Genomic DNA, 24,960 nt, shown 5'->3' with positions numbered 1-24,960 from the left:
GTGTATCACAGTCGCGTACCTCAACACCACGTAGGCTTCTCGTTCTCTCTTCCGTTGCAGCACTGAAGACCGCGAAAAATGGTCGACGTCACTGTTTTCCTCTAGTTCGCCCCTTCCGCGCTTTAGTCCGCGTACGAATAGACAGCAATCATTCTGACCCGGACATTTTCGGAATGTGTCGCTCACGATCCCGGCAACATCGGAAAGGTCAATTGATCGAGCAGCAGAACGGCCGGGGCAAACAACGTTTATGACGCGTCGCTCTTGGGTCGGGCACAACATCTGCAAGAAATCGCGGCGACCTAGGACATCCGTCCTTCGTTCGACCTAGCCAGCCGCGCAGCGAAACTAAGAGCCACCAGATGCACGCACTTTCGCGTCAAAACGATGAGCCTTTCTTGATACCTATAGAGGGCGCGTCCACCTCCCAGAACCCGACGCTCAGCCGAGCCGGCTCACGCTCTTAACCCGAAAAGCTCCGCAAAATCGAATAGCTTTTTGCTCCAGCGCAGCGCTAAATCTGTAGCTGGTTTCAACCTCCGGGCCTTTCGCAAGGCGTAAGCCTTCGTCATGCCACGCACGGCCGAAGGTATTTTCGCGCCGCAGGTCAACATCGCGCGTGATGCGGTGTGGCGTCGAAAACAATGCGTCAGGCCCGCCTATACGATGTGTCGGGCGATGAACGTTGCGGACGCAATCGTGGATCCTGCTGGACGCAAAAGCTAGGTGGGGAAATTGCGCGCTTACCGTCAAGCTTTGTGAGCAAATGCGACCGCCCTCGCAGCCCAGCATGGCTGCGTTTCTTGAACCGTGGGAACACAGGAACAGCACACTTCTCGAAGTCCTGTATGCGCGATCAAGGTCCTTCAGGCGTGCTGCAGTGAATGTACCGGCGCCTCCATAAGCGTAGGTGTCTAGTCGCCGTCACGCAAAAACGTGAGTGCAGGCCATCAGGACATAGCCGATGTACCTGCCACCCGCCTCGTACGCCTCCGTCAGCGCCTTGTTTTCGTCGCCGCTATTCTCCAGTCCGCAATATTTCGCCGTGGTATTCGCGAGGTGTACCGCAAACTCTGCTGCCTTTAGGCCGTCTTCTCGCCACAGCACAGAAGCGCAAAGATCCTTCACTAGGTCAGGATTTTGAGGCATGCGACCCCGAAAGTCGCGTTACCTGGGTCCAAACAGCCACGTTGAATCACAGACATAAAAAAAGGCGCGCCGGCGCCTTTTGACTTTACATCGACGCCCTCATGCCGGCTGGCGGGGGCACGCTGCGCAGTGGCGGCGTTGCCAGCGTCGGCTGGTATTCGGCTACCCACCGGCGCAGATCGCGGCGCACTTCGTCGTCGGTCAACACGCGGTGCTGCATCAGCCAGGGCAGCAGTTCGTCGAGCAGATTATCCGGCACGCCGCGCGCCTGGGCGATGCGCAGCTTCGGATGAGGCGTGCGCGTCGTCGTTTCGTCGTCAGCGAGTAGTTCCTCGTACAACTTTTCGCCGGGACGCAGGCCCGTGAATTCAATGCGTATCTGGTCTTCCGTGAAGCCGTACAGCCGGATCAGGTCGCGCGCCAGATCGACGATCTTCATCGGCTCGCCCATGTCGAGAATGAAGATCTCGCCACCGTAACCCATGCTCGATGCCTGCAACACGAGTTGTGACGCCTCGGGAATCGTCATGAAGAAGCGCGTGATTTCCGGGTGCGTGACGGTCACGGGACCGCCCTTTGCGATCTGCTGCTGGAACTTCGGAATCACGCTGCCCGCGCTGCCCAGCACGTTGCCGAAGCGTACGGTCTCGAACTGCGTGCGCTCGCTCGTCTGTTGCAGGGCCTGACAGGCCATTTCGGCGAGACGCTTGCTCGCCCCCATCACGTTGGTCGGATTGACGGCCTTGTCGGTCGAAATCAGCACGAAGCGCGTCACATCGTGGCGAATCGCCGCGCGCGCAACGCGGTACGTGCCGAGCACGTTGTTGCGAACAGCTTGCCATGCGTTCTGCTCTTCCATCAGCGGGACATGCTTGTACGCGGCGGCGTGATAGACGATGTGCGGCGTATAGCGCGCCATCACCTGATCGAGCAACAGCGAGTCCTTTGCGTCGCCAATTACGGGCACGATCGACAGCCCCGGGAACCGTTCAAGCAGTTCCTCAACGAGGCGGTACATCGCATACTCGGAAATATCAAAGACAATCAGCTGGGCGGGGTTAAAACGCAGGATTTGGCGGCACAGTTCCGAGCCGATCGAGCCGCCCGCGCCCGTCACCATCACAACTCGTGCATGCAGCAGTGCTTCGACGTGCGGCGTGTCGATGTGCACCGGCTCGCGGCCGAGCAGGTCTTCGAGATCAATGTGGCGCACGCGCGAGAGCGATGCTTGCCCTTCCGTGACGTCCGTCAGCGCGGGTAGGACCATCGCGCGCACGCCGGCACGCACGCACAGCGTCGCCGCGCGGCGCTGCTGTTCGACCGGTGCCGAAGGAATCGCGATGATCGCGTACTCGGTCTTCATCGTCTCAGCGATTTCCGGCAGCTTGCCAATCGGGCCCAGCACCTTGTAGCCGTAGATTTCACGGCCCTGTTTAGAGACGTCGTCGTCGAGCAGGCCGATCAACCGCCACTCGCTCGAACGCGACAGTTCCCGCGCGAGCATCGCGCCCGCCGTGCCCGCGCCGAGTACGACGACGGGTTTGCCTTGCGCGACCAGACCGCCGTACAGGTAGAACTCCTTACCCGCACGATATAGCGCGCGCGAGCCGCCCATCGCGAGGAATAGGAAGAGCGGCGATACAAGCAGCACGGAACGCGGAATGACTGGGATCGGCTGAATCATCACCGCCAGGATCATCGTGACGAGGGCGCCCGCAGCCACCGCCTTCGAAATGCGCAGCAGATCGGGCAGGCTCGCGAACACCCACATGCCGCGATAGAGGCCGAAGATGCGGAACATCACGCCGTAGACGGGCAGCACCCAGATGAGCGCGTGAAACGCGCCATCCCGAAAGTCCGTCGGCACGGCGCCGTTGAAGCGGATTACGTAGGCGATGAGCCACGTGCCCGCGACAGCGGCCAGGTCGAAAAGGAAAGCGCTGAAGGATAGCCAGCTGGCTTTGGTTCTTAGCATCAGCGTCGTACCTCGGATTGTTTGGACAGCGTTGACTGGAACCGACGCCAGCGCAGATCGACGATGCTTCCGATGATGACCAGCACGGCAGCCCAACCAGCGACGATGCCCCACTGAGTGACCGTGGAACGCCCGAGTGCCAACAGGGCAAGTCCTATGCCGACAACCATGACTGCGTACCACGCCCACGCGGTACCCGCATGGCCGACTCCCGAACGCACCATGCGTTGATAGTAGTGCTCCCGGTGCGCCTGCCAAAACTTTTCTCCACGCAGCAGTCGTCGCACGAGTGTGATCGAAGCATCGCCGATGAAGGGCGCAAATACGAGCGCTGGGAACCATACAGGCCACGCGCCGCCGCGCCAGCCCCAATAGCCCAGCGCGCCCGCGAGATAGCCCAGTGAAATAGACCCCGCATCGCCGAGGAAAATCCGGGCCGGATGGAAATTAAAGAAAAGGAAACCGAGCGCCGCACCGGCAATCGCGACCGACGCCAACGCGAGATCGGGCATCGGTTGGCTGCTAAGCATCGCGCCTGCGGCATAGCCGGAAAAACCGAACAGCGCCATCCCGCCGGCGAGGCCGTCGGCGCCATCCATGAAATTGTAGAGGTTGACGAGCCAGATCATCAAAAATGCCAACGCGCATAGCAGCCACCACGGCGCCGCTGCCGGAAACAGCGCGACGAACGCGACAACGGCGATCAGATGCGCCGCGAAGCGCGCGCGCGCGGGCAAACCGCGGCGGTCGTCGAGCTGCGAGACTGCTGCGAGGAACGCCGTCGCCAGCGCGACGAACCACAGCGACGGCGCCACGAGCGGCATGGCCACAACGGAAACGGGCACGACCGCCCAGCCGCCGACGCGTGGCGTCGGCCGCACGTGGAGGGAACGGTCGTTGGGAATGTCCATCGCGATGCGCCACGCGAGGCCTGTCCTCAGCAACAGGTACAGGATCGCCGCGCATGCGCAGGCGGCCACGCCGGCGTCGAGGGGGATAGCCCACTGAGACATCAGTGAATCTTGCATCTGCATGAAACGGGTTCAGTGAGTCGAACGATACCAGTCGGCGGTAGCCGACAGACCTTCGTCGGTTGAGAACGGCGGCTGCCAGCCGAGCACGTCGCGAATGTGTGACGTATCGACCTGCAGGCTTCCAATCAGACGATCGACCTGTGCGGAGCGGCCCGTCAACCGGCCTGCCGCGCGCAGCCAGGCGGCCGGAACGGGCAACAGCCGCGACGGCTTGCCGAGATGTCCGGCGAGCGCGCGCACCAGTTCCGCGACGGTCGGAGCGCCACAATCCGCGACGTGAAAGCACTGGCGCGCCGCGCGCGGGTCGGTCGCGCAGCATACGAGCGCATCCGCGAGGTTGCCGACGTAGACTATGCTGCGCCGCGCGTCGGCGCCGCCGAGCGGCAGAGGAACGCCACGCCAGACTGCATCCATTAGTCGCAGGAAGTTAGCGCGTACTTGCGGTCCGTAGACGAGCGGCGGGCGCGCGATGACGATTTCCAGCCCGGTATGGTCGCCCAAGCGGCGAAGCGCTTCTTCCGCAGCGAGCTTGGACCGGCCATAGGCATCTTCCGGGCGAGGCGAATAATTCTCATGTATCGGCGTTCCGTCGTCCCGCTCTGCGATGGCCTTGATGCTGCTGACGAAAACGAAACGTCGCACCCCCTTTCGGTGTGCAGCTGCCGCGAGCCGCAACGTTCCTTCGACGTTGGTTGCATGAAACGCGGCCGCGGGGTCGGCCGCGTCTTCGTTCATGATGTGCACCCGCGCCGCTAGATGCACAACGCAGTCCGGGACCAGCGAGGCAGACCATGCACCATCGATATCGGTGAAGTCGCGTGAGGCATCCACCCATTCGTCGACGCCCGCCATAACAGCATTTGCTCGCCGAACCAGTCCCGTGACCCGATTCCCTCGGGCAAGAAGCAGACCGCAGACGGCACGCCCGACAAAGCCGTTTGCCCCCGTCACCAGAATCCGGCTCATAGCCACTTCCAGCCGAAGCGGTCGAAGAACTTGTAGGCAGACGCGACGAACATACGGATATGCGCGCTGCCTTTTCGTGCCGCACCACCGCCGTGATGCAACACTCGCACGACCGGCGTGTAGACGACGCGCGTGACATCATGCGCACGCAGGCTGAGATCATAGTCTTCGAAGTAAAGAAAGTAGCGGGGATCGAAACCCGCCAGTCTTTTTAGCACGATCGTGCGAAACATCATGAAGCAACCGCTGACGATCGGCGGATCCCAGACTACGTCGCATTCGTTAATGAGATCGCGCATTTCATATCGCGCGAGACGCCGGGAAAACAGACGGCGCGCACACGTCGGAAGGAAGCCGCGCACGAATAGGTCGACAAGAGTCGGGTACCGACGGCATAAGTACTGCAACTGTCCAGCGTCATCGCCGATACGCGGCGTCAGGAGACCAGCGTCAGGATGCGCGCAGAGGAAATCGACGGCATTGGCCAGCGCTTTCGCGTCAAGTTCGATATCCGGGTTAAGAACCAGATGGAACGAATACGGCGAGCGTTCGATCGCGAGATTGTGTCCGCGCCCATAGCCGACGTTGCCTTGACCGCTGATAACTTCGCAGGTAATACCCTGTGCGCGCACCTTCGCTAGCGTCGCGGCGATGTCGGGTAGCCCGCCGTTGTCGACTAGTAACAATCCAAGCTTGAACGACGGCCGAGTCGCACGCACTCCCCCGCAGGCAGTTGCCACGCTTTCGAGCGTGCTTTGCAACAGTGTAAGGTCCGGCCGATATACGACGATGGATATCGAGAGGCCCTCGTTTTCGGTACGCGGCTCGCGTGTCAATTTCATTTTATGAGAACGCCGGTGTCTTATTGACGACACTTGATCGTTTCTGGGCCGCAATGACTGCGGAGTTTGCGGAAATTTGTCCAGTTCGGCAAGCCACCTTGCCTTTTGTTACGGCTCGTATAACACATCTGCCCCTCAATATGGAGACGAATGCCAAAAAAGTACAGAAAATCAAACACTTTGATTACATCGGGTTGTGTCCAAGTTTAGGTGATAGTAAAGTAGCCCGCCACGGCGGCCATCCGTGACATTCACGCGAAGCCGGGCTGATATAGAACCCACAGCTGCGGGCGATTACTCCTCATTCCGCTCCGTTTACATCCTGTTATGCGCCTCCAAGGCTTGCTGAATGCGCAGTAAACCTCTCGTTGTCGACCTCGATGGCACGCTAATTCGATCCGACGTTCTGATCGAATCGGGATTTGCTTTTCTCAAAGCCTCGCCTCACCGGTTCTACCAGCCGCTGGTTTGGCTCGCCCAGAAAGGCAAAGCTGGTCTTAAGGCCCGCCTCGCCGACCATACTGATGTAGATGTAAGCGTCCTTCCGTATGACGAGAAAGTACTCGACTGGCTCAGGTGCGAGCGGGAGACGGGACGTTCACTCGTACTCGCGACCGCCAGCCATGAACGATACGCGCGCGCGATTTCAGATCATCTCGGGCTTTTCGACCAGACGTTCGCTACCGACGGCGAAACCAACCTCTCGTCTCATCGCAAGCGCGATCGACTTGTCGCGGAATACGGCGAGAAGGGCTTCGACTATGCCGGCAATTCACATGACGATATTGCAGTATGGAGGTCGGCGGAACACGCGTATATTGTGAACCCTTCTCCGGGCGTGGAGCGTCTCGCGCGCAGGCATTGCGATGTCGAGCGGGTCATCGAATCGCGTCCGCCGACGTTGAAGACGTGGGCGCGGTCGCTGCGCTTGCACCAGTGGCTCAAGAACCTGCTGATCTTTGTGCCGCTCCTCGCCTCGCATGCGGTTTCGAACCCGTCGCAACTGCTTGCCGCTGTGCTTGCGTTCTTTGCGTTCGGACTATGTGCATCGAGCGTCTATGTGCTGAACGATCTGCTCGATCTCGAGGACGACCGGCATCACCCGGTAAAGCGGAAGCGCCCGCTCGCCTCCGGCGCGCTACCAATCACGTGGGGACTTGCGCTCTTCCCTGCCCTGCTAGCCGCCGCTGTTGCTATCGCGTTGACGTCGCTGCCCCTGCGGTTTGGTGCCGTGCTGCTCGGCTATTACCTGCTGACTCTAGCCTATTCGGTATACCTGAAAAAGCAGGTAATGGTTGACGTCGTCGTGCTCGCGATGCTGTACACCACTCGCATCATCGCCGGTACAGCAGCGATTCACAGCCACCTTACGTTCTGGCTGCTCGGGTTCTCCATGTTCATCTTCCTGAGCCTCGCGCTCGTCAAGCGCTACGCGGAACTGCACTCGCTGCAGGCTCGAGGACTCGTGAAGTCACGTGGTCGGGGCTACATATCGAGCGATCTGTCGTTGATCTCGTCGCTCGGCACGTCATCCGGCTACCTCGCGGTGCTTGTGCTCGCGTTGTACATTCAGGATGCACGCACGGCGCAACTCTATCGTTATCCGCAGATTATCTGGCTCACGTGCCCGCTTATGCTGTATTGGGTCAGCCGCACGTGGATCATCGCGCACCGCGGATTGATGCACGACGATCCGATCGTCTTCGCTGCACGCGACCGCGTTAGTCTTGCCGTGGTCGCCCTATGCGGCCTGATTTTCTGGGCGGCCATTTAACCGATGGCGATGGTGCTTTCGTGGGGACGCTATCCCCGCCTCCCGCAAACCGCGCACCCCGTGGCTTGGCGCGATGCCGCGGGTGCGGTCTGGGCCGACATCGCCGCGGAGCACCGTTCAATGCTGCCATTCGGCAACGGTCGTAGCTATGGCGACAGTTGCCTTGCGGCATCTGGCCATGTCGTGCAGACGCTGCCGCTCGATCGCCTGATCGCTGCGGACTGGACCACCGGTATTCTGCGCGCTGAGCCGGGCATTACGCTCGAGCAGATCCTCGAGGTCGCGATTCCGCGTGGCTGGATGCTGCCTGTTACCCCCGGGACCAAGTATGCAACGCTCGGGGGTGCAATCGCGAACGACGTCCACGGCAAGAACCACCATGTGCGCGGCACTTTCGGCCGACATGTGCGGCGTTTCGCGCTCGCGCGCAGCGACGGCAGCTTCGCCGAATGCGCACCACACGAGAACCCGGACCTGTTCGCAGCCACCATCGGCGGCCTCGGATTGACGGGGCTCATCCTGTGGGCCGAAATCCAACTGATGCCGATCCGTTCGAGTCTGATCGACGTCACGAGCATCCGGTTTGCGAATCTCGACGAATTCTTTGAACTGTCGGACCGGCTCGATCCGTTGCACGAGTATGGGGTGGCCTGGGTCGACTGCCAGTCGCGCGGTTCGGCGCTCGGCCGCGGCGTCTACATGGTTGGCGATCATGCGAGCGCTGGCCCGCTCGAAGCGGATCGCCGGAAAAAGTACACGGTACCCTTCACGCTGCCCGTACCGATCTTCAATCGCATGACGCTCCGGACGTTCAACGAGTTCTACTACCGACGACAAATGGCCGCCGAAGTGAAGTCGACGGTCGGCTACGACCAGTACTTCTACCCGCTGGACAGCCTGCTCGAATGGAACCGCATCTACGGACGCGCCGGGTTTCAGCAATATCAGTGTGTCGTGCCGGCAGGCGTCGCTCGCGATGCCATTCACGCGATGCTCGCCGCGATTGCGAAGAGCGGCACGGGCTCTTTTCTGGCCGTGCTCAAGCGCTGCGGCAAGATCCCCTCCCCGGGCCTGTTGTCGTTCCCGCTCGAGGGCACATCGCTCGCGCTCGATTTTCCTCAGCGCGATGCGGTTAACGAGCGGCTTTTCACCAAACTTGATGCAGTCGTGCGCGAAGCGGGCGGGCGTATCTATCCGGCCAAAGACGCTCACATGTCGGGCGCAGATTTCCGCACGGCCTATCCGCAGTGGCAGCAACTTGAGGCGCTACGCGATCCCGCGATCCTGTCACGCTTCTGGGAACGGACTACCCAAATATGAAAAACATCCTTATCGTCGGCGCCACGTCGGCTATCGCCATCGCGTGCGCGCGCCAGTGGGCGAAAGAAGGCGCGCGCTTCTTTCTGGTCGCGCGCAATGGCGAGCGCCTAAAGCAGGTCGCGGGTGATTTGACGGCGCGCGGCGCTCAACTTGCCGCCTGCCATCAGCTCGACATCAATCGCGTCGATCTTCATTCGGCGATGCTCGAACGATGCGCATCTGAGCTCGGCGCGCTCGATGTCGTCCTCGTCGCGCCGGGTACGTTGCCGGACCAGACTGCGTGTCAGTCCGATCCGGCGATCGCCGTCAACGAATTCACCACGAACGCGACGTCCCTGATCGCCTTGCTCACGCCGATCGCAAACTCGCTGGAAGCGCAGAAGCGCGGCACGCTGGCCGTCATTTCGTCGGTCGCCGCCGATCGCGGCCGTCCGTCAAACTACCTGTACGGCAGTGCGAAAGCCGCCCTTTCTGCGTTCTGCGAAGGCCTGAATGCGCGTCTGTTCAAGGCGGGCGCCCATGTGCTGACGATCAAGCCAGGTTTTGTGGCGACACCGATGACTGCCGGGCTCCCGCTGCCGGGGCCTCTCGTTGCAACACCGGAGAAAGTCGCACGCGACATCCTGCGTGCCATCGATAAACGCAAGGATGTCATCTACACACCCTGGTTCTGGTCGCTCATTATGCTCATCATTCGGTCGGTACCTAAGCCGGTGTTTAAACGCACATCGCTTTAAGACGCGCTCGATGACGACAACGCGATTCTCTGGCGGCCATTTATTGTTTGCGCTCGGCGTATTTACGTTCGCCACGACGCTCTACGCAGTGTGCCGCCATTACTCGCCGCTGCCGTTCAGCGACCAGTGGGATGGCATGATCGGCTTCTATATGCGCGCCCTGCAGAATCCGTGGCATTCGTTCTTCGAGCAGCATAACGAGCACCGCCTCACCTTTTCGCGCCTCATCTTTTTTCCCGACGTTCGCTACTTCGGCGGGAGAAACCTGCTTTCGCTGGCAGCGAATCTCGTGCTTGCCGTGTTGCTCGCACTCGCGTTCTATCGCGTGACTTGCCGTTATTCGTCGCTCGATCGCGCGATGCGCCTTTCGCTTCTCGGGGTCATTCTGGTGTTCACGTTTTCATGGATCCAGGAAGAAAACTTCACGTGGGGCTTTCAGAGTCAATGGTTTGCTGTCTACCTGTTCGCGCTGCTGGCCTTTCACGCACTCGACCTGACCGCACGAGCCCAAGCACGGGGAGACGCTGCGAAATCGCTCGCATGGCTCATCGCAGCGCTGGCAAGCGGCACGGTTTCCGCGTTTTCAATGTCGAGCGGCGTACTGGTCCTGCCAGTTCTGATTGCGCAAGCGATCTATCAGCGGCTCAAACTCCATGCCATTTTGCTCGCACTCGCAGTTACTGCCACGGTATGGATCGGATATTTCGTCGATTGGCACAAACCTGCGAGCAGTGGCAATTTTGTCGCCGCACTGCGTGAACATCCCATTATCGCCGGGAGTTACGTCCTGCTCTATCTCGGCGCGCCCGCTCAAAAGGCACACCTTGGCTACCTTGGAGCTTATGTAACGGGTGCGCTGGTGCTGTTTACGCTCATCGCATTCTGCGCAAAATTGCTGCGGCACCCGAACCACCCCGTGCGCGCCATCGCTTTACTGTGCGTCACGGTGTTCATCGCGGGGAATGCACTGGTCACGGCCAGCGGACGCCTTGGATTTGGCGTGGAGTCGGCGCTTTCGTCGCGCTATACCACAGCGTCTCTCGCAGCCTGGCTTGCCCTCATCCTGTTCGCGGCGCTCAACGTCGAGACGGTAGACAAACGCCGAGCGGTGTTCACGCTTGCTGTAGTCGCCACGGGTCTGATCGTCTACGCACAGCGCTCCGCGTTTAACGACGCACACGATGTAACTCATTCGCGGCTTGTTGCCGGGCTGGCACTGCGCTCGCACGTCTACGATCCACAAATTGTCACTGCGGTCTATCCATTCCCCGAAACGCTTGTCAACATTGCCAAGGCCGCTGAAGAAGCGCAGGTGTCGATATTCGCGCCCGGACAGCCGGACTATCTGGTGCCGCCGCAACGCATCGACAGCAAGTCGCCCTGCGACGGCGCCATCGACGGCGTCTTCCTCACGAGCAATCCCAACATGCTCAGGGCGACGGGCTGGATCTACGATAGCAACGGGCAGTCTACGCCGCGTTTCGTGGTGGTCACGGACGGCAGCAATGCGACGCTCGGCACAGGGGTGACGGGCGGACCGCGCCCCGACGCGCGCGCGCACGAAGGCAGGCGCGCGCGCTACAGCGGCTGGACCGCGTTTTTCAAGGCGCCGCCAACCGGAGAAATCCACATAGCCGCGCGGACGGCGGATGGCCGCTATTGCGCCATGAAAGCGACGGGCACGATGCCACTCGCCAGTTCGCCCGCCAGCCATTAGCCAATCGCGCGGTCCCGCCGCCGAATATTTGTATCATTGACGTTTGCCTATCGGCACGAACCTGCAGTTTCTTATTGAGTCATGCGCATGAACCAGACCCGCATCATTCTTCCAGGCGGCGCCGGCCTCGTCGGCCAGAACCTCGTCGCGCGACTGAAAGCGCGCGGGTACACGAATCTTGTCGTCCTGGACAAGCACAAGGCCAACCTCGAAGTCCTGCGCTCGGTCCACCCGGATGTGACCGCGATCTTCGCCGATCTTGCCGAGCCAGGCGACTGGGCGAAACATTTCGAAGGCGCCGACGTTGTCGTCATGCTGCAAGCCCAGATCGGCGCGCCGACGCGCGACCCCTTTGTGCGCAACAACATCGATTCGACGCGTCACATTCTCGACGTCATCAAGCGCTGCAACGTTCCCTACACGGTGCACATCAGTTCTTCCGTCGTGAACTCGGTGGGCGATGACTGGTACACGGAAACGAAGCGCGAGCAGGAGGAAATCGTCGTTGCATCGGGCATCGAATGCGTCGTGCTGCGGCCGACGCTGATGTTCGGGTGGTTCGATCGAAAACATCTCGGTTGGCTTTCGCGCTTCATGCACCGCGTGCCTGTGTTCCCCATTCCCGGCAGCGGCAAATACATGCGCCAACCGCTTTACGTCGGCGACTTCTGCAACGTCATCATCAGTTGCATCGATTCGCGGCTCAAAGACCAGGCTTTCAACATCACGGGACTCGAACGCGTCGACTACATCGACATCATCCGCCAGATCAAGCGGGCCACGCGCGCGCGCTGTGCGATCGTGCGCATCCCCTACGGCCTCTTTTACGTGTTACTGAAGGTCTACGCGCTCTTCAGCAAGAATCCGCCCTTTACGGCAGATCAGCTCAAGGCGCTGACAGCCGGCGACGAATTTGAGGTCATCGATTGGGAAGGCATTTTCAAGGTTCGCGCGACGCCCTTTGCGAAAGCGATGGACGAGACCTTCAACGATCCGACGTACAGCCACATCGCACTCGAATTCTGACCGGATAACGACTATGAGCGGAGAACGCATCGCAGTACTGGGCGCGGGGCCTATGGGTCTTGGCGCCGCCTATCAACTCGTGAAGGACGGGCGCAAGCCGATCATCTTCGAAGCCGACGATCGCGTCGGCGGCATGGCTGCGTGCTTCGATTTTGGCGGACTTTCGATCGAGCGGTATTACCACTTTCACGCGATTTCTGACCACGCGTTCTTCGAAGTACTGCGCGAGCTCGGCATCGAAGAGAAGATGCAGTGGCGCGAAACCAAGATGGGCTACTTTTATCAGGGGCGCGTGCAGCCGTGGGGCAACCCAGTCGCGCTGCTGAATTTCAAGGGCCTCAGCCTGCAAGCGAAGTTCCGCTACGGATTGCATGCGTTTCTGTCCACAAAACGCAACGACTGGAAGCCGCTCGATCACGTCGAGGCGACTGGCTGGATTCGCCGCTGGATTGGCGAGGAAGCGTGGGAGGTGCTGTGGCGACGCCTGTTTGACTACAAGTTCTACGACTACGCATATAACTTGTCGGCCGCATGGATCTGGAGCCGGATTCGGCGAATTGGCCGCTCGCGCTACAATATATTTCACGAGAAGCTCGGCTATCTCGAGGGTGGGTCGGATACGCTGCTGGAGGGCATGCGCCGCTACATCGAAGCCAACGGCGGCGAATTCCATCTCGGCACCCCGGCGCAGAAAGTCGTGATCGAAGGCGGCAAAGTCACCGGCATCGAAGCGGGAGGCGAAGTGCTGCCTTTCGACAAGGTGATCAGCACGATTCCGCTGCCGTACGTGCCTCGCGTGATGCCCGACCTGCCGGCGAATATTCTCGATGCTTTCAAGAGCGTCAAGAACGTGGCGGTGGTGTGCGTGATCGCCAAGCTCAAGAAAGCGGTCACCGAAAACTTCTGGCTGAACACGAACGACCCGGAGATGGACATCCCCGGTATCGTCGAATACACGAATCTTCGACCGCTCGATCATCACATCGTCTACGTGCCGTTCTACATTCCAGGCGAGCATCCGAAATACCGCGAGCCAGATTCGGCGTTCATCGACAAGGTGAAGCGCTATCTGATGAAGATCAATCCGGACCTGAAGGCGGACGACTTCATCGATGCGCGTGCGAGCCGGTACCGGTTCGCGCAGCCAATCTGCGAGCCGGGCTTTCTCGACCGCTTGCCGCCAATACAGTTACCTGTAAAGGGCCTGCTCGTTGCGGACACGTCCTATTACTACCCTGAAGACCGGGGGATCTCCGAGAGCATCGGACTGTCGCGCAAGATGGCGAGGATGTTATGACGCGGACACATGTGCTTGTGAAGCAAACCTTCGTTTCGAAGGACTTCTTGATGTTCCTGTTGACCGGCGGCTTCGCAGCCGCGGTCAACTGGGGCAGCCGGATCGTATACAACTTCTGGATGCCCTACTCTCCGGCGATTGTGGTCGCTTATTTAACGGGGATGATTACGGCATTCGTTCTTGCGAAGCTGTTTGTGTTCACCAAGAGCACGCAGTCGACGGCGCGGTCGGTGTTTTTCTTTACCCTGGTCAATCTTGTCGCCGTACTGCAAACGTGGGGTGTTAGCGTTGTGCTTGCGTACTATGCCTTTCCATTAGCGGGATTGAACTGGCACGCGAGGGACATCGCTCATCTGATCGGCGTAATCGTGCCCGTGTTCACCAGTTTCATCGGACATAAGAAATGGAGTTTCAAGCAATAGCCGGCGAGCGCGGTGGGTTCTGCCACGCGAATGACATGCTCAATTTGCCGTGGCGAACCCGATACACGCCGAAAGCCGTTTCCTGCATAGGACGTGAAATTACTGTCATATAAGCCGCGCTTGCCTTCCTGATTGCTCCATGTCCCTGCTCGACACTCATCCAGCCGTACCGACGCTAATTCTGCTTGCCTTCTCGCTCACAACAGCGAACTTACTCGTGCGCAGGATTTCGTTCTTCCGCTCGGCAATCGACCGTGAAGTTGCGTCCCGGAGGTTCCACGCAATCGGGAGCGCGGCCCCCATGCACGTGATCGCGAGCCAAGACGCGAGTCCATGGCGCGCGACTTGACGGAGCCATTCGATGCGCACAAGGACCGCCGTCACGCAGCCGAACAGGAAGAACCATTCAAGGCTCGTCTGAGAGAATGCGTATATCAATAAGGTCGACGCCATGGCTATGATCCACTGGCTGTATCCCCGCGCGAAAACGGCCATTAGCGGAAAAGCAGGTAAAACTTCCACTCAAATGCGAGAGACCAGAAAACTGTATTGATGAGGTACGTTTTTTCTAGGCCATTAATGGGAGGTGTACCAGGGATAGTAAATAGAAGCCACGCAAGAACTTGCTGCAGTAACAGAGCTAGTACTGTTATGACCAGAAGGCCCGACGCCAACAGGTACATCGGAACGACGCGCCTGATGCGTGAAATGTAGAACTGGCGTGCGTCAATACGTCCATTCGAGCCGATTGCTCGACTCCAGAACAGGAATGCCGCAATCATGAAAAACATCGTGACCGCGCCCCGCCCAAGGAACGTGTTCACACGCGAAGGTGTGAGTTCGTTTTTAGGCAGCCCTCAACCGAAACCAGACGTCAAAATCGCTGCCAACAGGGTTTAAGTTACTTCCTTGAGCTAACGATACGTGCGATTGGTCATCTCGGTTTGGGGTAGACTGCGTGGCATCGAAGAACAGGAGACCTATTTTGTCGACGTCCAACGCCGAAAAACCGATAATGCGCGCCGAGGCGCAGACCTTCACTTCTGTGCTTCGCATCATTCTGCCTTGGCTGGCGCCAGCTTTCTTTATCGGTTCGACCATCATCGGCGCAGTGAAATGGTTCTCTCCTGTCCCGTTCTGGGACATGTGGGACGGCACGCTCCAGTTCTATGCAGGGAGACTGCAAGGCAATCGGTGGCTGGCGTTTCTCGAACAAGCGAATGAGCACCGCATCATCCTGACAAAAGTCCTTTTTTGGATCGACTATAGATTCTTTCAAGGCCTGTCGCACTTCCTCATCGCGGCCAACATCGTATTGATGTTCGCTCTCTGGCTTACTCTGTGCTTCATCGCGCGCGCACTGACCAGCGAGAACCAACGCCTTTCCTACCTGTGCAACGCTCTAATCGCCGTACCGTGTTTTTCGTGGCTGCAGGCCGAGAATATTAACTGGGGATATCAGAGCCAGTTCTATATGGCCTATCTGCTGCCGCTGCTTGCACTGTTCTCGATGGCGCGATGGGTGCATGAACCGGGACGCAGGGTGCGATTTGTCGTAGCCGTATTGCTCGGCATGCTTTCCACCGTCACGATGGCCAACGGTCTGCTTACTCCCGTTCTACTGATAGCGATGCTAGCGCTCAGCGGACAGAGTACGATCCGCCGGATGCTATCTCTCATATGCGTCGCGGTTCTGACGTTTGCCGCCTGGGCATACCACTACCATGCCCTGCCGCACGCCGGAGCACCATTCCGGACCATGATGAAGTTCCTGCTTATGTTTTTCGGTGCACCAATTGGGTTTATGTTTCACAACGACGTGCTTACGATGCTGGTGGGTGCGGCAGCAATTTTTTCGGCTATCTATCTGGCGGTGCAGTGGACACGCGGAGCGACACGGAATCCGGCATTCCTTGCGCTCGTTCTGTTTGCTGTGCATATCGGCGCAGCCGGTGCAGCAGCAACGATCAGCCGCGCAAATTTCGGGCTCGACGCAGCGCTAGCCGGACGATATGAAACACCCATCATGTTGCTCTACTGCGTTCTGCTTCTGTTGTTCGTCCACCTCCACCGCGTACACACAGCGACAACGGCGGTCGTCGCTACGCTATCGGTATTTATTCCGCTGATGCTGTTCACGTCTCAGCTCGCCGCATTCTCGCTGGCGGGTCGGGAGAACGCACTCCAGAGAGCGCGAGCAGCATTGGCTCTCAATCTAGACATCGATGACCGTGATTCAATCGCACACGTCTATCCGCAGGAAACTGAAGATCAGCGCCGGCAACTGAGACGCGTGGTGAATAACGGCATCCGATATAACTTGTCTGTGTTTGGACTCCCGGAGATGCGTTCCGCGCGCGAAGCAATGGGCAAGACGCCAGCGTCGGCAAAACTCAGCGCTTGCGATTCAGCCATCGATTCGGTGAAGCCGATTACCTCCGATCCAGCACACGTTCGGTTGACTGGCTGGGCATTCGACGCAAAGGCCCATCGGGTGCCCAAGGTGATCTTCTTCGTTTCCGACGGCGTCGTGACGGGCGCCGGTCTGACTGGAACCGATAGGCAGGATATGCAGATGGCAATTGATAAGGCGGCTGTTAAAACCGGGTTCGAGGGCTATGCGAGCGCGAAAGGAAAAGACAGCATTTCCGTGTTCTGTCCGGAATGAAGCATGAAAGTCATGTAGCGTGAGTCATTTATCGTGCAATGAACGAGGTGAGCAAAGCGATTGCTTAACCCCACCACCAAAAGTGCGCTTTTGATGTTTAATACCGGCAGCGTGACCACTCGTAGCGGAGCGGCGTTTACTTCAACGAAAATGCCGAGTTCCCCTCTGACGTGTTCAGCTGCAATTCGCGCGCAGGTGGAAAACGCAGCATAAACATGCCACTCTCCTTGGTCACCGCGGTGTCGTCAGCATGTGGAACAATTGGCAATGGCGCTTTCCAGACCATCGTGCAGAGCAACGTAATTGCGGCGAGCCTTCCAATTGTCAGCACACCAGATACCGCCGCAAACAGAAGTCCGACACCAAAACACAGTTCTGGCATGAACAGGTAGCGTGCCCCATAGCCATACCAATGAATCAGCATATCTGGTGTGCCTTGGCGGATGACGCCAATTGTCCATAGAACCGCTGCCGCAATGAATAGCGGGAGAGAAAGCTTGGTAGCCCGAATGCCGTTGAGCAGCGCGAGCGCGAGGAGACCACACGTAGCTAGAAGACACACACCTTGGTGTTGATAGAAGAAGTCAACCGAATTTGGCACGAACACTTCGCCGATTGCGCTAGTCGGGAAATCCTTGGTCAATGCGTAATTCGATATCCGTGATGAGGTCTCCTGACCGTGCGTAAGCGTATATGAGACCAATTGCATCGCACAGCCCATGAGATAAGGGAGCAATGGCCGCAGCCGACGCGAACGATGCGATAACCACAACACGCCAGCGAGCGGTAACAACAGAACACCGAACGGCCCAGTCAATGCCAGAACCATTGCGCTCCAGCGCCGTATCGGCGAATCAATGCCCACGCCAAAATCGATGACTAGGAATGCCAGTAGGGGTGAGAAAAACCATTGCAGGTTGGTAATCGTGAAATAGATCTCGCCAGACTGGGGTACAGCGAACGGCAATACGGCGACGGAGAGAGACAGGAGATGGCCTCGCCAGTTCGACGGGAAGTGACGCCTCGACAGGCAAAAAAGGCTATATGCGATGATGAAGTAAGCGGCAGTGCAGGTCCATGCGAATCCGTGTATGAAATGGTCCGGTGTAGAAAGGGCCGTCCATGAACCGGCAATCAACCGCGGAATCGCATGCAGATAGCCGTTATATGGTATCCAGATCGCACGAAAGCCGTGCTGCGCCGCTTGGAGGATGAATATCGGACCGTCCTCGGCCCATAAGAACCCTCGGAATAACCGGTGGGGGTACTTGAGCATACAGATCAGAACGGCCAGCACTCCGGCGACAATAGCTTTTCCTCTCATTAAACGGTCACGTTCTCGTAAAGCCGTTGCCGTGAAGTTCGCGCGCTATCCGGAGAGTTTCCGCGTCGATCGTCGGATCGGCGAAAAGTCGGTCGAAAATTCGGCTTTCCACGCTTGGTATGCCCGGCAAAGGGATTGGTAAAATTTTCTATCATGGAGACCCCAATTTGGTCCGCTTCGGAGGTGCAAGTGATCAAGATGCACAAGGTGTCAGGGCGAATTAGCCTACCTCTCTTGGTTGCATCGCCAAATCAAATCACACATCAAGTAAAGATCCCAAGCTCAACGGCAACTTCACCGCAAGCATTCAGAATGAGTTCTTCCGTACGGGAATCGAGATGTGCCTTGAATCGATTGATAGACTTTGTCGACGGAAGCGTTCCGAGCAGATCTGTCGCCCACTCGTCCATCGCGAACGCGCCAGGATTATCCTCGCGTGTCGAAACACGCTCTGGCACAATACGGCCACAGCCGAACTTCTCCAAAGCCCGATTCGCGGAGCCTTCGACAAGATCTTTATAGTTTACGATGCAAAGGCGATCCCCAAAGTGCTGCCGATTGTCGAGTACGGACCGATACAACCTAACGTATTCATCGCAAAATTCGGCGATTTTCGCTTCCGTAATCGGATTTCCTCCAGCCTGCCTTTGTGCGACCTCCATGCGGGACGAAATAGTGGCGCGCGGGTCACGGGCTGAAAGTACGAAGCGCGCCCTCGGCAGCGCCTGAGCAGTAATGGCGAAAAACTGGGTCAGCATTGGATCCTTGAGCGCAACCACTTCCGGCCGACCTAAACGACGCCAAATCCGCTGCAGTTCGCAATCTAGTATTTCCCCGTGATGAGCAATCAGTTCCTCGCGGGAATCAAAATAGTAACGCGTATGTGCGTCAAACACGTTTAGGCCAGTTGCCAGCGGCTGAAGCAAAGCCGTGAAGTAACTGCACTCACCGATGTAGTTATTCGTCCTTTCCGAACTGCAAATCAACGCGTGCAAGATTGTTGTGCCTGAACGTGGAGGACCTCCTACAAACAGCGGCGTGAATAAAGGTTCACTGGACTGAATCGATTCGGTAACTAATTTTCTACGTCCAAGAAGTTTCATAAAACCTAAGGTTATATTTCAAAAGCTGTTTGTGCGCCGGAGCTAAATAGCGGAAAAACGGCGATTTGCAAACATTGGAGATGAAGGCAAATTCGTGGCGCGGACGCGAAAACTCATGTGGCAATCGTGAACCAGCGCATGACAGTATGCCTGCGACATGCCCCTATCGTCGCACAGAAGTGCCCGCAAAGCGTAATGTATAGACGAAAATGAGATGCAAAGAAAGTATTTCGTAATGTAAAAACCGGTAAAGAGTAGGGACTGCGACGCTACAATGGAACCCCGCTCCACGGAGAAGGTTCCCGACACGGAAGGATATGCAATCACACAGTCAAACTGCACCGGCATCGATGCTTCGCCCCTCGATGGCGATTCGTAGGCTGTATGTGCGCGCTGGAAAAAGCCTAGTGCGGACGAGGACCTTCCACACGCTACTATTTTTTCTACTCTTGTCGATCCACGCACTGCGAAGAAGGAGCATTCCCGCAATCCAGCGCTCTGAACACCGACTTAGCACTTGCAGGTTCTTCTCGGTGTCGGCAGCTCGCTTCATGAAGGGGCTGGGTTCCAATGTAGAAATTCAGTGCCAGATCTACGTGTGTCAACGCAACCGGGCCGCGAGACCCGTACCTCATGGCACGCGAGTCACGAAGTCCCCATGGCTCGGCGCGTGGCTTTATTTTGCCAACGTACTGAAGATTCAGGGTTTTTTCGATGATTCAGAGATGCTGTATCAGTGGCTGGCCGGCAAATCCGCGGTCCGGAGCATTGCGCTTCGCGGTCTTGGCGATTTGTTGGCGTTACAGGCCGTATGGGCGCATGAATTCAATTCCTACCACGTCGAAGGAATCGCAATCAATTCCCTCAAGCATTTGCCCCGGTTTGCCCAAACCAAGACGTGGCACGATCGGAGCTTTTCTGAGGCAATTTCAGTACTGACGGACGCAGTCCACGTGGAACAAGATAATGCCGACGGCTGGTGGCTACTTGCGTATCTCCACACCCAAGCGGGCAATTGGCAGCATGCGCTGGATGCCGATCGGAAATACTCTGCACTTTGCGTTTCGACCTTTGAAGAAAGGTTCAGCAATGCCGCAAGGATTTTTCCTATTAATCGGGCAGCCGGTGTTTCTCTTTATGAGACCGCGCTTGAGTCATGGTCGGGGTGGTGGCGCGTTGTCGATGCCGAGATCACGACCGTAGCCGATTTGGGCGCCCGAAACGACACATCCTATTGTCAGGTCAACGAGCCATCTACGCAGTCCGTCAAAGCATGCGTAGTTCGGGACGGCGAAATCATCCCAGTTCTGAGTGAGCTACATTTTGATGCTTCGTATGTCGTCGAATACGAATATGCGGAAATTTTGCCTCGATACGGGATGATTCTCGCGAATCGGCAGTACTTGATTGCTGATTCCGCCCATATGAAGGCATGTCATCTACCGTTATTTACGGACGTGGTCCGCGCCGTGTCAGACAATCGCGCGCTCATTGCCTGCAGAGCAGCAATGCCATACGTGAGTTCAGGTTGCATCTATATTGGTCACAATCAAAACTACTACCACTGGTTGTTGGATGAGGTACCGCGGCTCAGTCTCGTAATTGACAGTGATCGCCACAAAGACGCACCGATCCTGGTCGACGTGAATGCCGCGCAATGGCAGATCGAGTTGCTTCATCGGCTTGGCATCGAACATTCCCGCCTTCGGGCCGTAGATTTCTCCGAACCGCTGGGCGTCAATTCGTTGATTGTGCCTTCACGCTTATCGACGGCGATGGTCGCGCATCCGGATGCCGTACTATTCATGCGAGACAGGCTTGTTCCAAACGCCAAGACGTTGAAGGCAAAGGCCGGCAAGCGTTTATATCTTAAGCGAAGCGAAGGCAGCCCGCGCTCGATGCTCAATGAGGGTAGGGTTCTCGAAAAATTCAATCGAGCTGGGTTTTCCTTTGTTGACACTGGTCGGATGACCCTTGATGAGCAAATTGAACTTCTCTCAGACGCTGAAGTTATCGCGGGCCCTGGCGGAGCAGCGTTCACCAACGCGCTCTTCGCTCCACGCGACGCCAAAATCATTATGCTTTCCTCTACAAACGTCACATGCCATACCTTTACCAGCATTTCGGCTGCACTCGGACAGCAGTCGTGGATAATAAACGGGATCAGCTACCCTCGGACCCATCCACACTGGATTTGGTCGGCTTGTGACTTTGAAGTTGCCGAGCAGGACATCGATCTATGTTTTAACCATGTGTTATAAGAGATTGGTGATTCGACAGTCATAAGGCAAATACCGTGATCGGGATGAAGGGTGTGCCGCACGTGTCCGACCATCCGACGTAGGGGTATTTTTCAGCAACCAAATGCATAACCAACAGATTTCACTCATGGCCAACGTATCCGATTGCCAGATACTGGAGTTCCCGCAAATTCACGATCCCCGCGGCACACTAACCCCTATTGAGAATGAACGCCAGGTTCCGTTCGACATCCAGCGCGTGTACTATCTGTACGATATTCCGGGTGGCGCATCGCGCGCGGGACACAGCCACAAGCAGCTCCAACAGGTTCTTATCGCCATCTCAGGAAGTTTCGACGTCCACGTCGATGACGGGCGCGAGCGCCGAGTGTTTCACTTGAACCGTCCCCACCAAGGGCTCTACATTCCGCGCTTGATATGGCGGGAGATCGATAATTTTTCTTCAAATGCGGTCTGCCTTGCACTTGCCTCGCAGCTATACGACGAAGGCGATTATTATCGACAGTACGAAGATTTTCTTAGCGCAGCAAAGGAAGATGCATGACGGCCATCGTTCCATTTCTGGATATCGCCGCCGGCAATCGCGAGCTTCATCTTGAGCTGGATGCTGCGTACGCGCGCGTGATCCAATCTGGATGGTTCATTCTCGGCAGCGAAGTCTCCACATTCGAGCGCGAGTTTGCCGCTTACTGTGGCGCAGAACACTGTATCGGCGTCGGTAACGGACTAGACGCGCTTCACCTAATCTTAAGGGCGCTCGACATCGGCCCCGGTGACGAAGTGCTGGTCCCCTCCAACACCTTCATCGCGACTTGGCTCGCGGTAACGCACGCAGGCGCAACGCCCGTCCCTGTCGAGCCGCTCGCGGCTACGCACAACATCGATCCGGCACGCATCGAGGCAGCGATCACGCCGCGCACTCGGGCGATCATGCCTGTCCATCTATACGGCCAGCCCGCTGACATGGCGCCCATCACCCAGATCGCGGCCAAGCATGGCCTAAAAGTCATCGAAGATGCGGCGCAAGCGCATGGCGCTACCTATCTCGGCAAGCGCACAGGCACACTCGGAGACGCAGCCGCGTTCAGTTTCTACCCTGGCAAGAATCTCGGTGCACTTGGCGACGGCGGCGCCGTGGTTACGAACGACAGCACTCTCGCTGACCGTGTGCGCGACTTGTCGAACTATGGGTCGCGTCAAAAGTACGTACACGACTCCGCCGGCTACAACACACGCCTCGACGAACTGCAGGCCGCATTTCTACGCGCAAAGCTCTCGGTTCTGGATGATTGGAACGCCCGCCGCAACGTTGTCGCCGAGCACTACTTTAAACGTCTCACCGGCGCCGACGTCGTGCTCCCCGCAGTCATCGATGCAGCGAGGCCTGTATGGCATCTGTATGTGGTGCGAACCAGGAAACGAGAGCGAGTGATGCGCGTTCTCGCAGAAGCTGGAATTGGCGTGCAGATTCACTACCCCATTCCGCCCGGGCGCAGCGCCGCTTATGCTGAAACATCTGCGGCAAAGGTGGACTGCCCATTAGCCGACACATTGAGCCGTGAGGTGATGAGCCTGCCGATCGGTCCGCACTTGACCATCGAACAGGTCGATCTCGTATGCGAAGCGCTTCTCGCGGCACTCGACGCGGCCTGATACGAGCTTATGCTGGTACCCGCGAAACTAGACGACGCTTAGTTCGTAGTAGTCGTGGGTGACAGCACGCGCGCCAAATCCCTCCTTCTGCTCAATCAAACCAACGTTCATCACCTTACCTTCCTGTTCGTTGGAGATTCCGAAATCAAAGTAAGCTTGGTCGGCATAGTCGCGTTCAATGAGTGTCGCGAACAGCAGATCGAGAGCACCGATTTCACGTCCGCGTTCACTGCTCGAGATGTATTGAACGTGTGCAACGCGGGTTGCATTGAAAACAACAACGCCCGCAACAATCCCGCCGTTTTCCTTGCATACGTGCAATCGAATTTGGTCTGGAAAACGACTGTTCAACAACCGCATCTCTTCGACCGAATGCACCGGCCTCACGCCGTGCACGGCAGCCAGATTTGCTTCGAGAATCGCCCAGAAAGCTTCAAGGTCTTCGGACGCCTCGATGACGAGGCCGAGTTTCTGCGCCTGACTGACTTTGCGCGCGCGCCGCTTCTGAAACGGCAAGCGGCGGTCTTGGCAAATGACCGACAAGACGTCCCGCCGATATAAGCGAGCGTCCGCACGGAACAGTGCGTAGCGGTCTTCCTCCGCAGGATTGAGATGATAGATGTAGGGGATCGTCTTGTAGAGGAGACGGTTCAAGCCGTTGGTTCGCAAGTGTTCAAGCAACACATCGAATACCTCAAGCATTCGCGGCGTAGTCATCGACTCGTCGCATATGATCCCGCCATAGGTCAAACCGCCGTGACTCTGCAACACGCCATCACGTTCATTGGCTGGCAACAACGCGACCGGATGGCCCTTGTCGTCATGGAAAATCAAAGAGTGATCAGCAAAACGATCGCTGTGGTAATCCATGTACGCGCGCTGCAACAGAAATGTGCCATTTTTGGATGCACGCACGAAGGCGTCCCATTGCTCGGCATCAGCTTTCGTATAACGCGTTACCTTCATGCCGTTTCAATCCGGAAGTCATCGTTGAAGATCACAAAGCACATAAGCATCACTCTTTGACCCGATTCAACCGACGTGCACTCCCCGTCGGTTCACCCGCTTCGCCCTTAACCACTTTGTCCTCGGGCACGTCGCGCGCGACCACGGCTCCGGCACCGATGAGGCAATCCTTGCCGACGACGATATTGTTAGAAAACGTCGTGTTCACTCCAACGAAGCAGTTTTCGCCCATGTTCACGAAACCGGACACGACTGCATGCGAGGCAACGAAGCAATTCGCGCCGATCACCGAATGATGGCCAATATGATTGCCGCTCCACAGCACGACGTTGTCGCCAATCCGGACAAACGGCTGAACCACGTTGCCCTCGAAGATGAAACAATGCTCGCCCAGTTCGGCGTTGCGCCAGACGAACGCACGGCTGCTTACATAAGACGCGGGCTGATAGCCGAGATCCTTTGCGGCCTTATATAGACGCGTGCGCAAGCGATTGAGTTGGACGTACGTGATCGCGGCAAAGAAGAAGTGCTCGGTCGGCGAGAAATGTGCATCGATCGACTCAAATGGGACAACGGGCAGCCCGAACAGCTCGTCACGCTTGAGAAACGCTTGCTCGACCGAAAAGCCAACGACCTGATATGAGGAATCGTGCGTGAAGTACTCGTAGGCAATCTCGGCAAAAGCCGAGTCTCCTAGAATCACCAGCTTGCGTGTCTTTTCCATGA

Annotated in this window: 20 protein-coding genes; 11 read left to right on the top strand and 9 right to left on the bottom strand. The window is 57.7% G+C overall.

Going from position 1 to position 24,960, the window contains the following annotated elements; translation table 11 throughout:
- Positions 1-1,234: 1,234 nt before the first annotated feature.
- The 4 genes from BMW76_RS29380 to BMW76_RS29365 are packed head-to-tail and all read right to left on the bottom strand — an operon-like array spanning position 1,235 to position 5,966.
- On the bottom strand, positions 1,235-3,124 hold the full coding sequence (locus BMW76_RS29380; RefSeq protein ID WP_090871647.1) for a polysaccharide biosynthesis protein: 1,890 nt from the start codon (positions 3,122-3,124) through the stop codon (positions 1,235-1,237).
- Positions 3,124-4,158: an MraY family glycosyltransferase gene (locus tag BMW76_RS29375; RefSeq protein ID WP_090871645.1), complete on the bottom strand. Its 1,035-nt coding sequence runs from the start codon at positions 4,156-4,158 to the stop codon at positions 3,124-3,126. Before BMW76_RS29375 ends, BMW76_RS29380 begins: the two co-directional genes overlap by 1 nt.
- Before the next feature lie 9 nt (positions 4,159-4,167).
- The gene (locus BMW76_RS29370; RefSeq protein WP_090871643.1) at positions 4,168-5,124 is read right to left on the bottom strand and encodes a UDP-glucose 4-epimerase family protein; all 957 of its coding nucleotides are present in this window, start codon (positions 5,122-5,124) and stop codon (positions 4,168-4,170) included.
- Positions 5,121-5,966 (bottom strand): glycosyltransferase family 2 protein, encoded by an 846-nt coding sequence (locus BMW76_RS29365; RefSeq protein WP_090871641.1) that lies wholly within the window; start codon positions 5,964-5,966, stop codon positions 5,121-5,123. Before BMW76_RS29365 ends, BMW76_RS29370 begins: the two co-directional genes overlap by 4 nt.
- Before the next feature lie 349 nt (positions 5,967-6,315).
- On the opposite strand from BMW76_RS29365, the gene BMW76_RS29360 reads away from it, so the two are divergent.
- The 7 genes from BMW76_RS29360 to BMW76_RS29330 all read left to right on the top strand — a co-directional run bounded on the left by BMW76_RS29360 (position 6,316) and on the right by BMW76_RS29330 (position 14,259).
- Entirely contained in the window at positions 6,316-7,740 is a 1,425-nt protein-coding gene (locus tag BMW76_RS29360) for a UbiA family prenyltransferase (RefSeq protein WP_090871639.1), read from the top strand.
- Positions 7,741-7,743: 3 nt separating this feature from the next.
- Positions 7,744-9,060 carry an FAD-binding oxidoreductase gene (locus BMW76_RS29355; protein ID WP_090871637.1) on the top strand — a complete coding sequence of 439 codons (1,317 nt, stop codon included), beginning with the start codon at positions 7,744-7,746 and terminating at the stop codon, positions 9,058-9,060.
- Positions 9,057-9,797: an SDR family oxidoreductase gene (locus BMW76_RS29350; protein WP_090871635.1), complete on the top strand. Its 741-nt coding sequence runs from the start codon at positions 9,057-9,059 to the stop codon at positions 9,795-9,797. The genes BMW76_RS29355 and BMW76_RS29350 overlap by 4 nt, the downstream gene beginning before the upstream one ends.
- Positions 9,798-9,807: 10 nt before the next feature.
- Complete coding sequence (locus BMW76_RS29345) at positions 9,808-11,514, top strand: hypothetical protein (RefSeq protein WP_090871634.1); 1,707 nt, start codon at positions 9,808-9,810, stop codon at positions 11,512-11,514.
- Positions 11,515-11,601: 87 nt separating this feature from the next.
- Entirely contained in the window at positions 11,602-12,540 is a 939-nt protein-coding gene (locus BMW76_RS29340; protein WP_090871702.1) for an NAD-dependent epimerase/dehydratase family protein, read from the top strand.
- A 13-nt stretch (positions 12,541-12,553) separates the two neighbouring features.
- Positions 12,554-13,837 (top strand): NAD(P)/FAD-dependent oxidoreductase, encoded by a 1,284-nt coding sequence (locus BMW76_RS29335; protein WP_090871632.1) that lies wholly within the window; start codon positions 12,554-12,556, stop codon positions 13,835-13,837.
- Positions 13,834-14,259 (top strand): GtrA family protein, encoded by a 426-nt coding sequence (locus BMW76_RS29330; protein WP_090871630.1) that lies wholly within the window; start codon positions 13,834-13,836, stop codon positions 14,257-14,259. Before BMW76_RS29335 ends, BMW76_RS29330 begins: the two co-directional genes overlap by 4 nt.
- Positions 14,260-14,753: 494 nt before the next feature.
- Here the strand turns inward: BMW76_RS29330 and BMW76_RS42860 are convergent, their stop codons facing one another.
- Entirely contained in the window at positions 14,754-15,083 is a 330-nt protein-coding gene (locus BMW76_RS42860) for an acyltransferase family protein (protein WP_090871627.1), read from the bottom strand.
- 161 nt (positions 15,084-15,244) lie between these two features.
- Between BMW76_RS42860 and BMW76_RS29315 the strand changes: the two genes are divergently transcribed.
- Positions 15,245-16,927: a hypothetical protein gene (locus BMW76_RS29315; RefSeq protein ID WP_143062345.1), complete on the top strand. Its 1,683-nt coding sequence runs from the start codon at positions 15,245-15,247 to the stop codon at positions 16,925-16,927.
- 136 nt (positions 16,928-17,063) lie between these two features.
- On the opposite strand, the gene BMW76_RS29310 is transcribed toward BMW76_RS29315, so the two are convergent.
- Entirely contained in the window at positions 17,064-18,251 is a 1,188-nt protein-coding gene (locus BMW76_RS29310; RefSeq protein WP_090871623.1) for a hypothetical protein, read from the bottom strand.
- Positions 18,252-18,514: 263 nt separating this feature from the next.
- The gene (locus BMW76_RS29305; RefSeq protein ID WP_090871621.1) at positions 18,515-19,354 is read right to left on the bottom strand and encodes a sulfotransferase family protein; all 840 of its coding nucleotides are present in this window, start codon (positions 19,352-19,354) and stop codon (positions 18,515-18,517) included.
- A gap of 551 nt (positions 19,355-19,905) precedes the next feature.
- Between BMW76_RS29305 and BMW76_RS29300 the strand changes: the two genes are divergently transcribed.
- From BMW76_RS29300 to BMW76_RS29290, 3 genes are all read left to right on the top strand, one after another.
- A complete protein-coding gene (locus BMW76_RS29300) occupies positions 19,906-21,615 on the top strand; it encodes a glycosyltransferase family 61 protein (RefSeq protein ID WP_177200531.1) in 1,710 nt (569 codons plus the stop codon).
- 127 nt (positions 21,616-21,742) lie between these two features.
- Entirely contained in the window at positions 21,743-22,159 is a 417-nt protein-coding gene (locus tag BMW76_RS29295; protein WP_090871617.1) for a sugar 3,4-ketoisomerase, read from the top strand.
- Positions 22,156-23,268 (top strand): DegT/DnrJ/EryC1/StrS family aminotransferase, encoded by a 1,113-nt coding sequence (locus BMW76_RS29290; RefSeq protein WP_090871615.1) that lies wholly within the window; start codon positions 22,156-22,158, stop codon positions 23,266-23,268. The genes BMW76_RS29295 and BMW76_RS29290 overlap by 4 nt, the downstream gene beginning before the upstream one ends.
- Positions 23,269-23,295: 27 nt before the next feature.
- On the opposite strand, the gene BMW76_RS29285 is transcribed toward BMW76_RS29290, so the two are convergent.
- Both BMW76_RS29285 and BMW76_RS29280 read right to left on the bottom strand, forming a co-directional pair.
- A complete protein-coding gene (locus tag BMW76_RS29285) occupies positions 23,296-24,234 on the bottom strand; it encodes a GNAT family N-acetyltransferase (RefSeq protein ID WP_090871613.1) in 939 nt (312 codons plus the stop codon).
- Between the two features lie 49 nt (positions 24,235-24,283).
- The gene (locus BMW76_RS29280; protein WP_090871611.1) at positions 24,284-24,958 is read right to left on the bottom strand and encodes an acetyltransferase; all 675 of its coding nucleotides are present in this window, start codon (positions 24,956-24,958) and stop codon (positions 24,284-24,286) included.
- Positions 24,959-24,960 lie beyond the last annotated feature (2 nt).

The sequence above is a fragment of the Paraburkholderia diazotrophica genome, from assembly GCF_900108945.1.
Taxonomy (GTDB): Bacteria; Pseudomonadota; Gammaproteobacteria; order Burkholderiales; family Burkholderiaceae; genus Paraburkholderia; species Paraburkholderia diazotrophica.
This window is presented reverse-complemented; position numbering and strand designations above follow the sequence as displayed.

Excerpts from the sequence above, each read along its gene's own strand:
- BMW76_RS29280 (WP_090871611.1), bottom strand. The coding sequence starts at position 24,958 with ATGGAAAAGACACGCAAGCTGGTGATTCTAGGAGACTCGGCTTTTGCC.
- BMW76_RS29360 (WP_090871639.1), top strand. The coding sequence starts at position 6,316 with ATGCGCAGTAAACCTCTCGTTGTCGACCTCGATGGCACGCTAATTCGA.
- BMW76_RS29345 (WP_090871634.1), top strand. The coding sequence starts at position 9,808 with ATGACGACAACGCGATTCTCTGGCGGCCATTTATTGTTTGCGCTCGGC.
- BMW76_RS29330 (WP_090871630.1), top strand. The coding sequence starts at position 13,834 with ATGACGCGGACACATGTGCTTGTGAAGCAAACCTTCGTTTCGAAGGAC.
- BMW76_RS29370 (WP_090871643.1), bottom strand. The coding sequence starts at position 5,124 with ATGAGCCGGATTCTGGTGACGGGGGCAAACGGCTTTGTCGGGCGTGCC.
- BMW76_RS29310 (WP_090871623.1), bottom strand. The coding sequence starts at position 18,251 with ATGAGAGGAAAAGCTATTGTCGCCGGAGTGCTGGCCGTTCTGATCTGT.
- BMW76_RS29355 (WP_090871637.1), top strand. The coding sequence starts at position 7,744 with ATGGCGATGGTGCTTTCGTGGGGACGCTATCCCCGCCTCCCGCAAACC.
- BMW76_RS29365 (WP_090871641.1), bottom strand. The coding sequence starts at position 5,966 with ATGAAATTGACACGCGAGCCGCGTACCGAAAACGAGGGCCTCTCGATA.
- BMW76_RS29300 (WP_177200531.1), top strand. The coding sequence starts at position 19,906 with ATGAAGGGGCTGGGTTCCAATGTAGAAATTCAGTGCCAGATCTACGTG.
- BMW76_RS29305 (WP_090871621.1), bottom strand. The coding sequence starts at position 19,354 with ATGAAACTTCTTGGACGTAGAAAATTAGTTACCGAATCGATTCAGTCC.
- BMW76_RS29380 (WP_090871647.1), bottom strand. The coding sequence starts at position 3,124 with ATGCTAAGAACCAAAGCCAGCTGGCTATCCTTCAGCGCTTTCCTTTTC.
- BMW76_RS29375 (WP_090871645.1), bottom strand. The coding sequence starts at position 4,158 with ATGCAGATGCAAGATTCACTGATGTCTCAGTGGGCTATCCCCCTCGAC.
- BMW76_RS29295 (WP_090871617.1), top strand. The coding sequence starts at position 21,743 with ATGGCCAACGTATCCGATTGCCAGATACTGGAGTTCCCGCAAATTCAC.
- BMW76_RS29290 (WP_090871615.1), top strand. The coding sequence starts at position 22,156 with ATGACGGCCATCGTTCCATTTCTGGATATCGCCGCCGGCAATCGCGAG.
- BMW76_RS29335 (WP_090871632.1), top strand. The coding sequence starts at position 12,554 with ATGAGCGGAGAACGCATCGCAGTACTGGGCGCGGGGCCTATGGGTCTT.
- BMW76_RS29285 (WP_090871613.1), bottom strand. The coding sequence starts at position 24,234 with ATGAAGGTAACGCGTTATACGAAAGCTGATGCCGAGCAATGGGACGCC.
- BMW76_RS29350 (WP_090871635.1), top strand. The coding sequence starts at position 9,057 with ATGAAAAACATCCTTATCGTCGGCGCCACGTCGGCTATCGCCATCGCG.
- BMW76_RS29340 (WP_090871702.1), top strand. The coding sequence starts at position 11,602 with ATGAACCAGACCCGCATCATTCTTCCAGGCGGCGCCGGCCTCGTCGGC.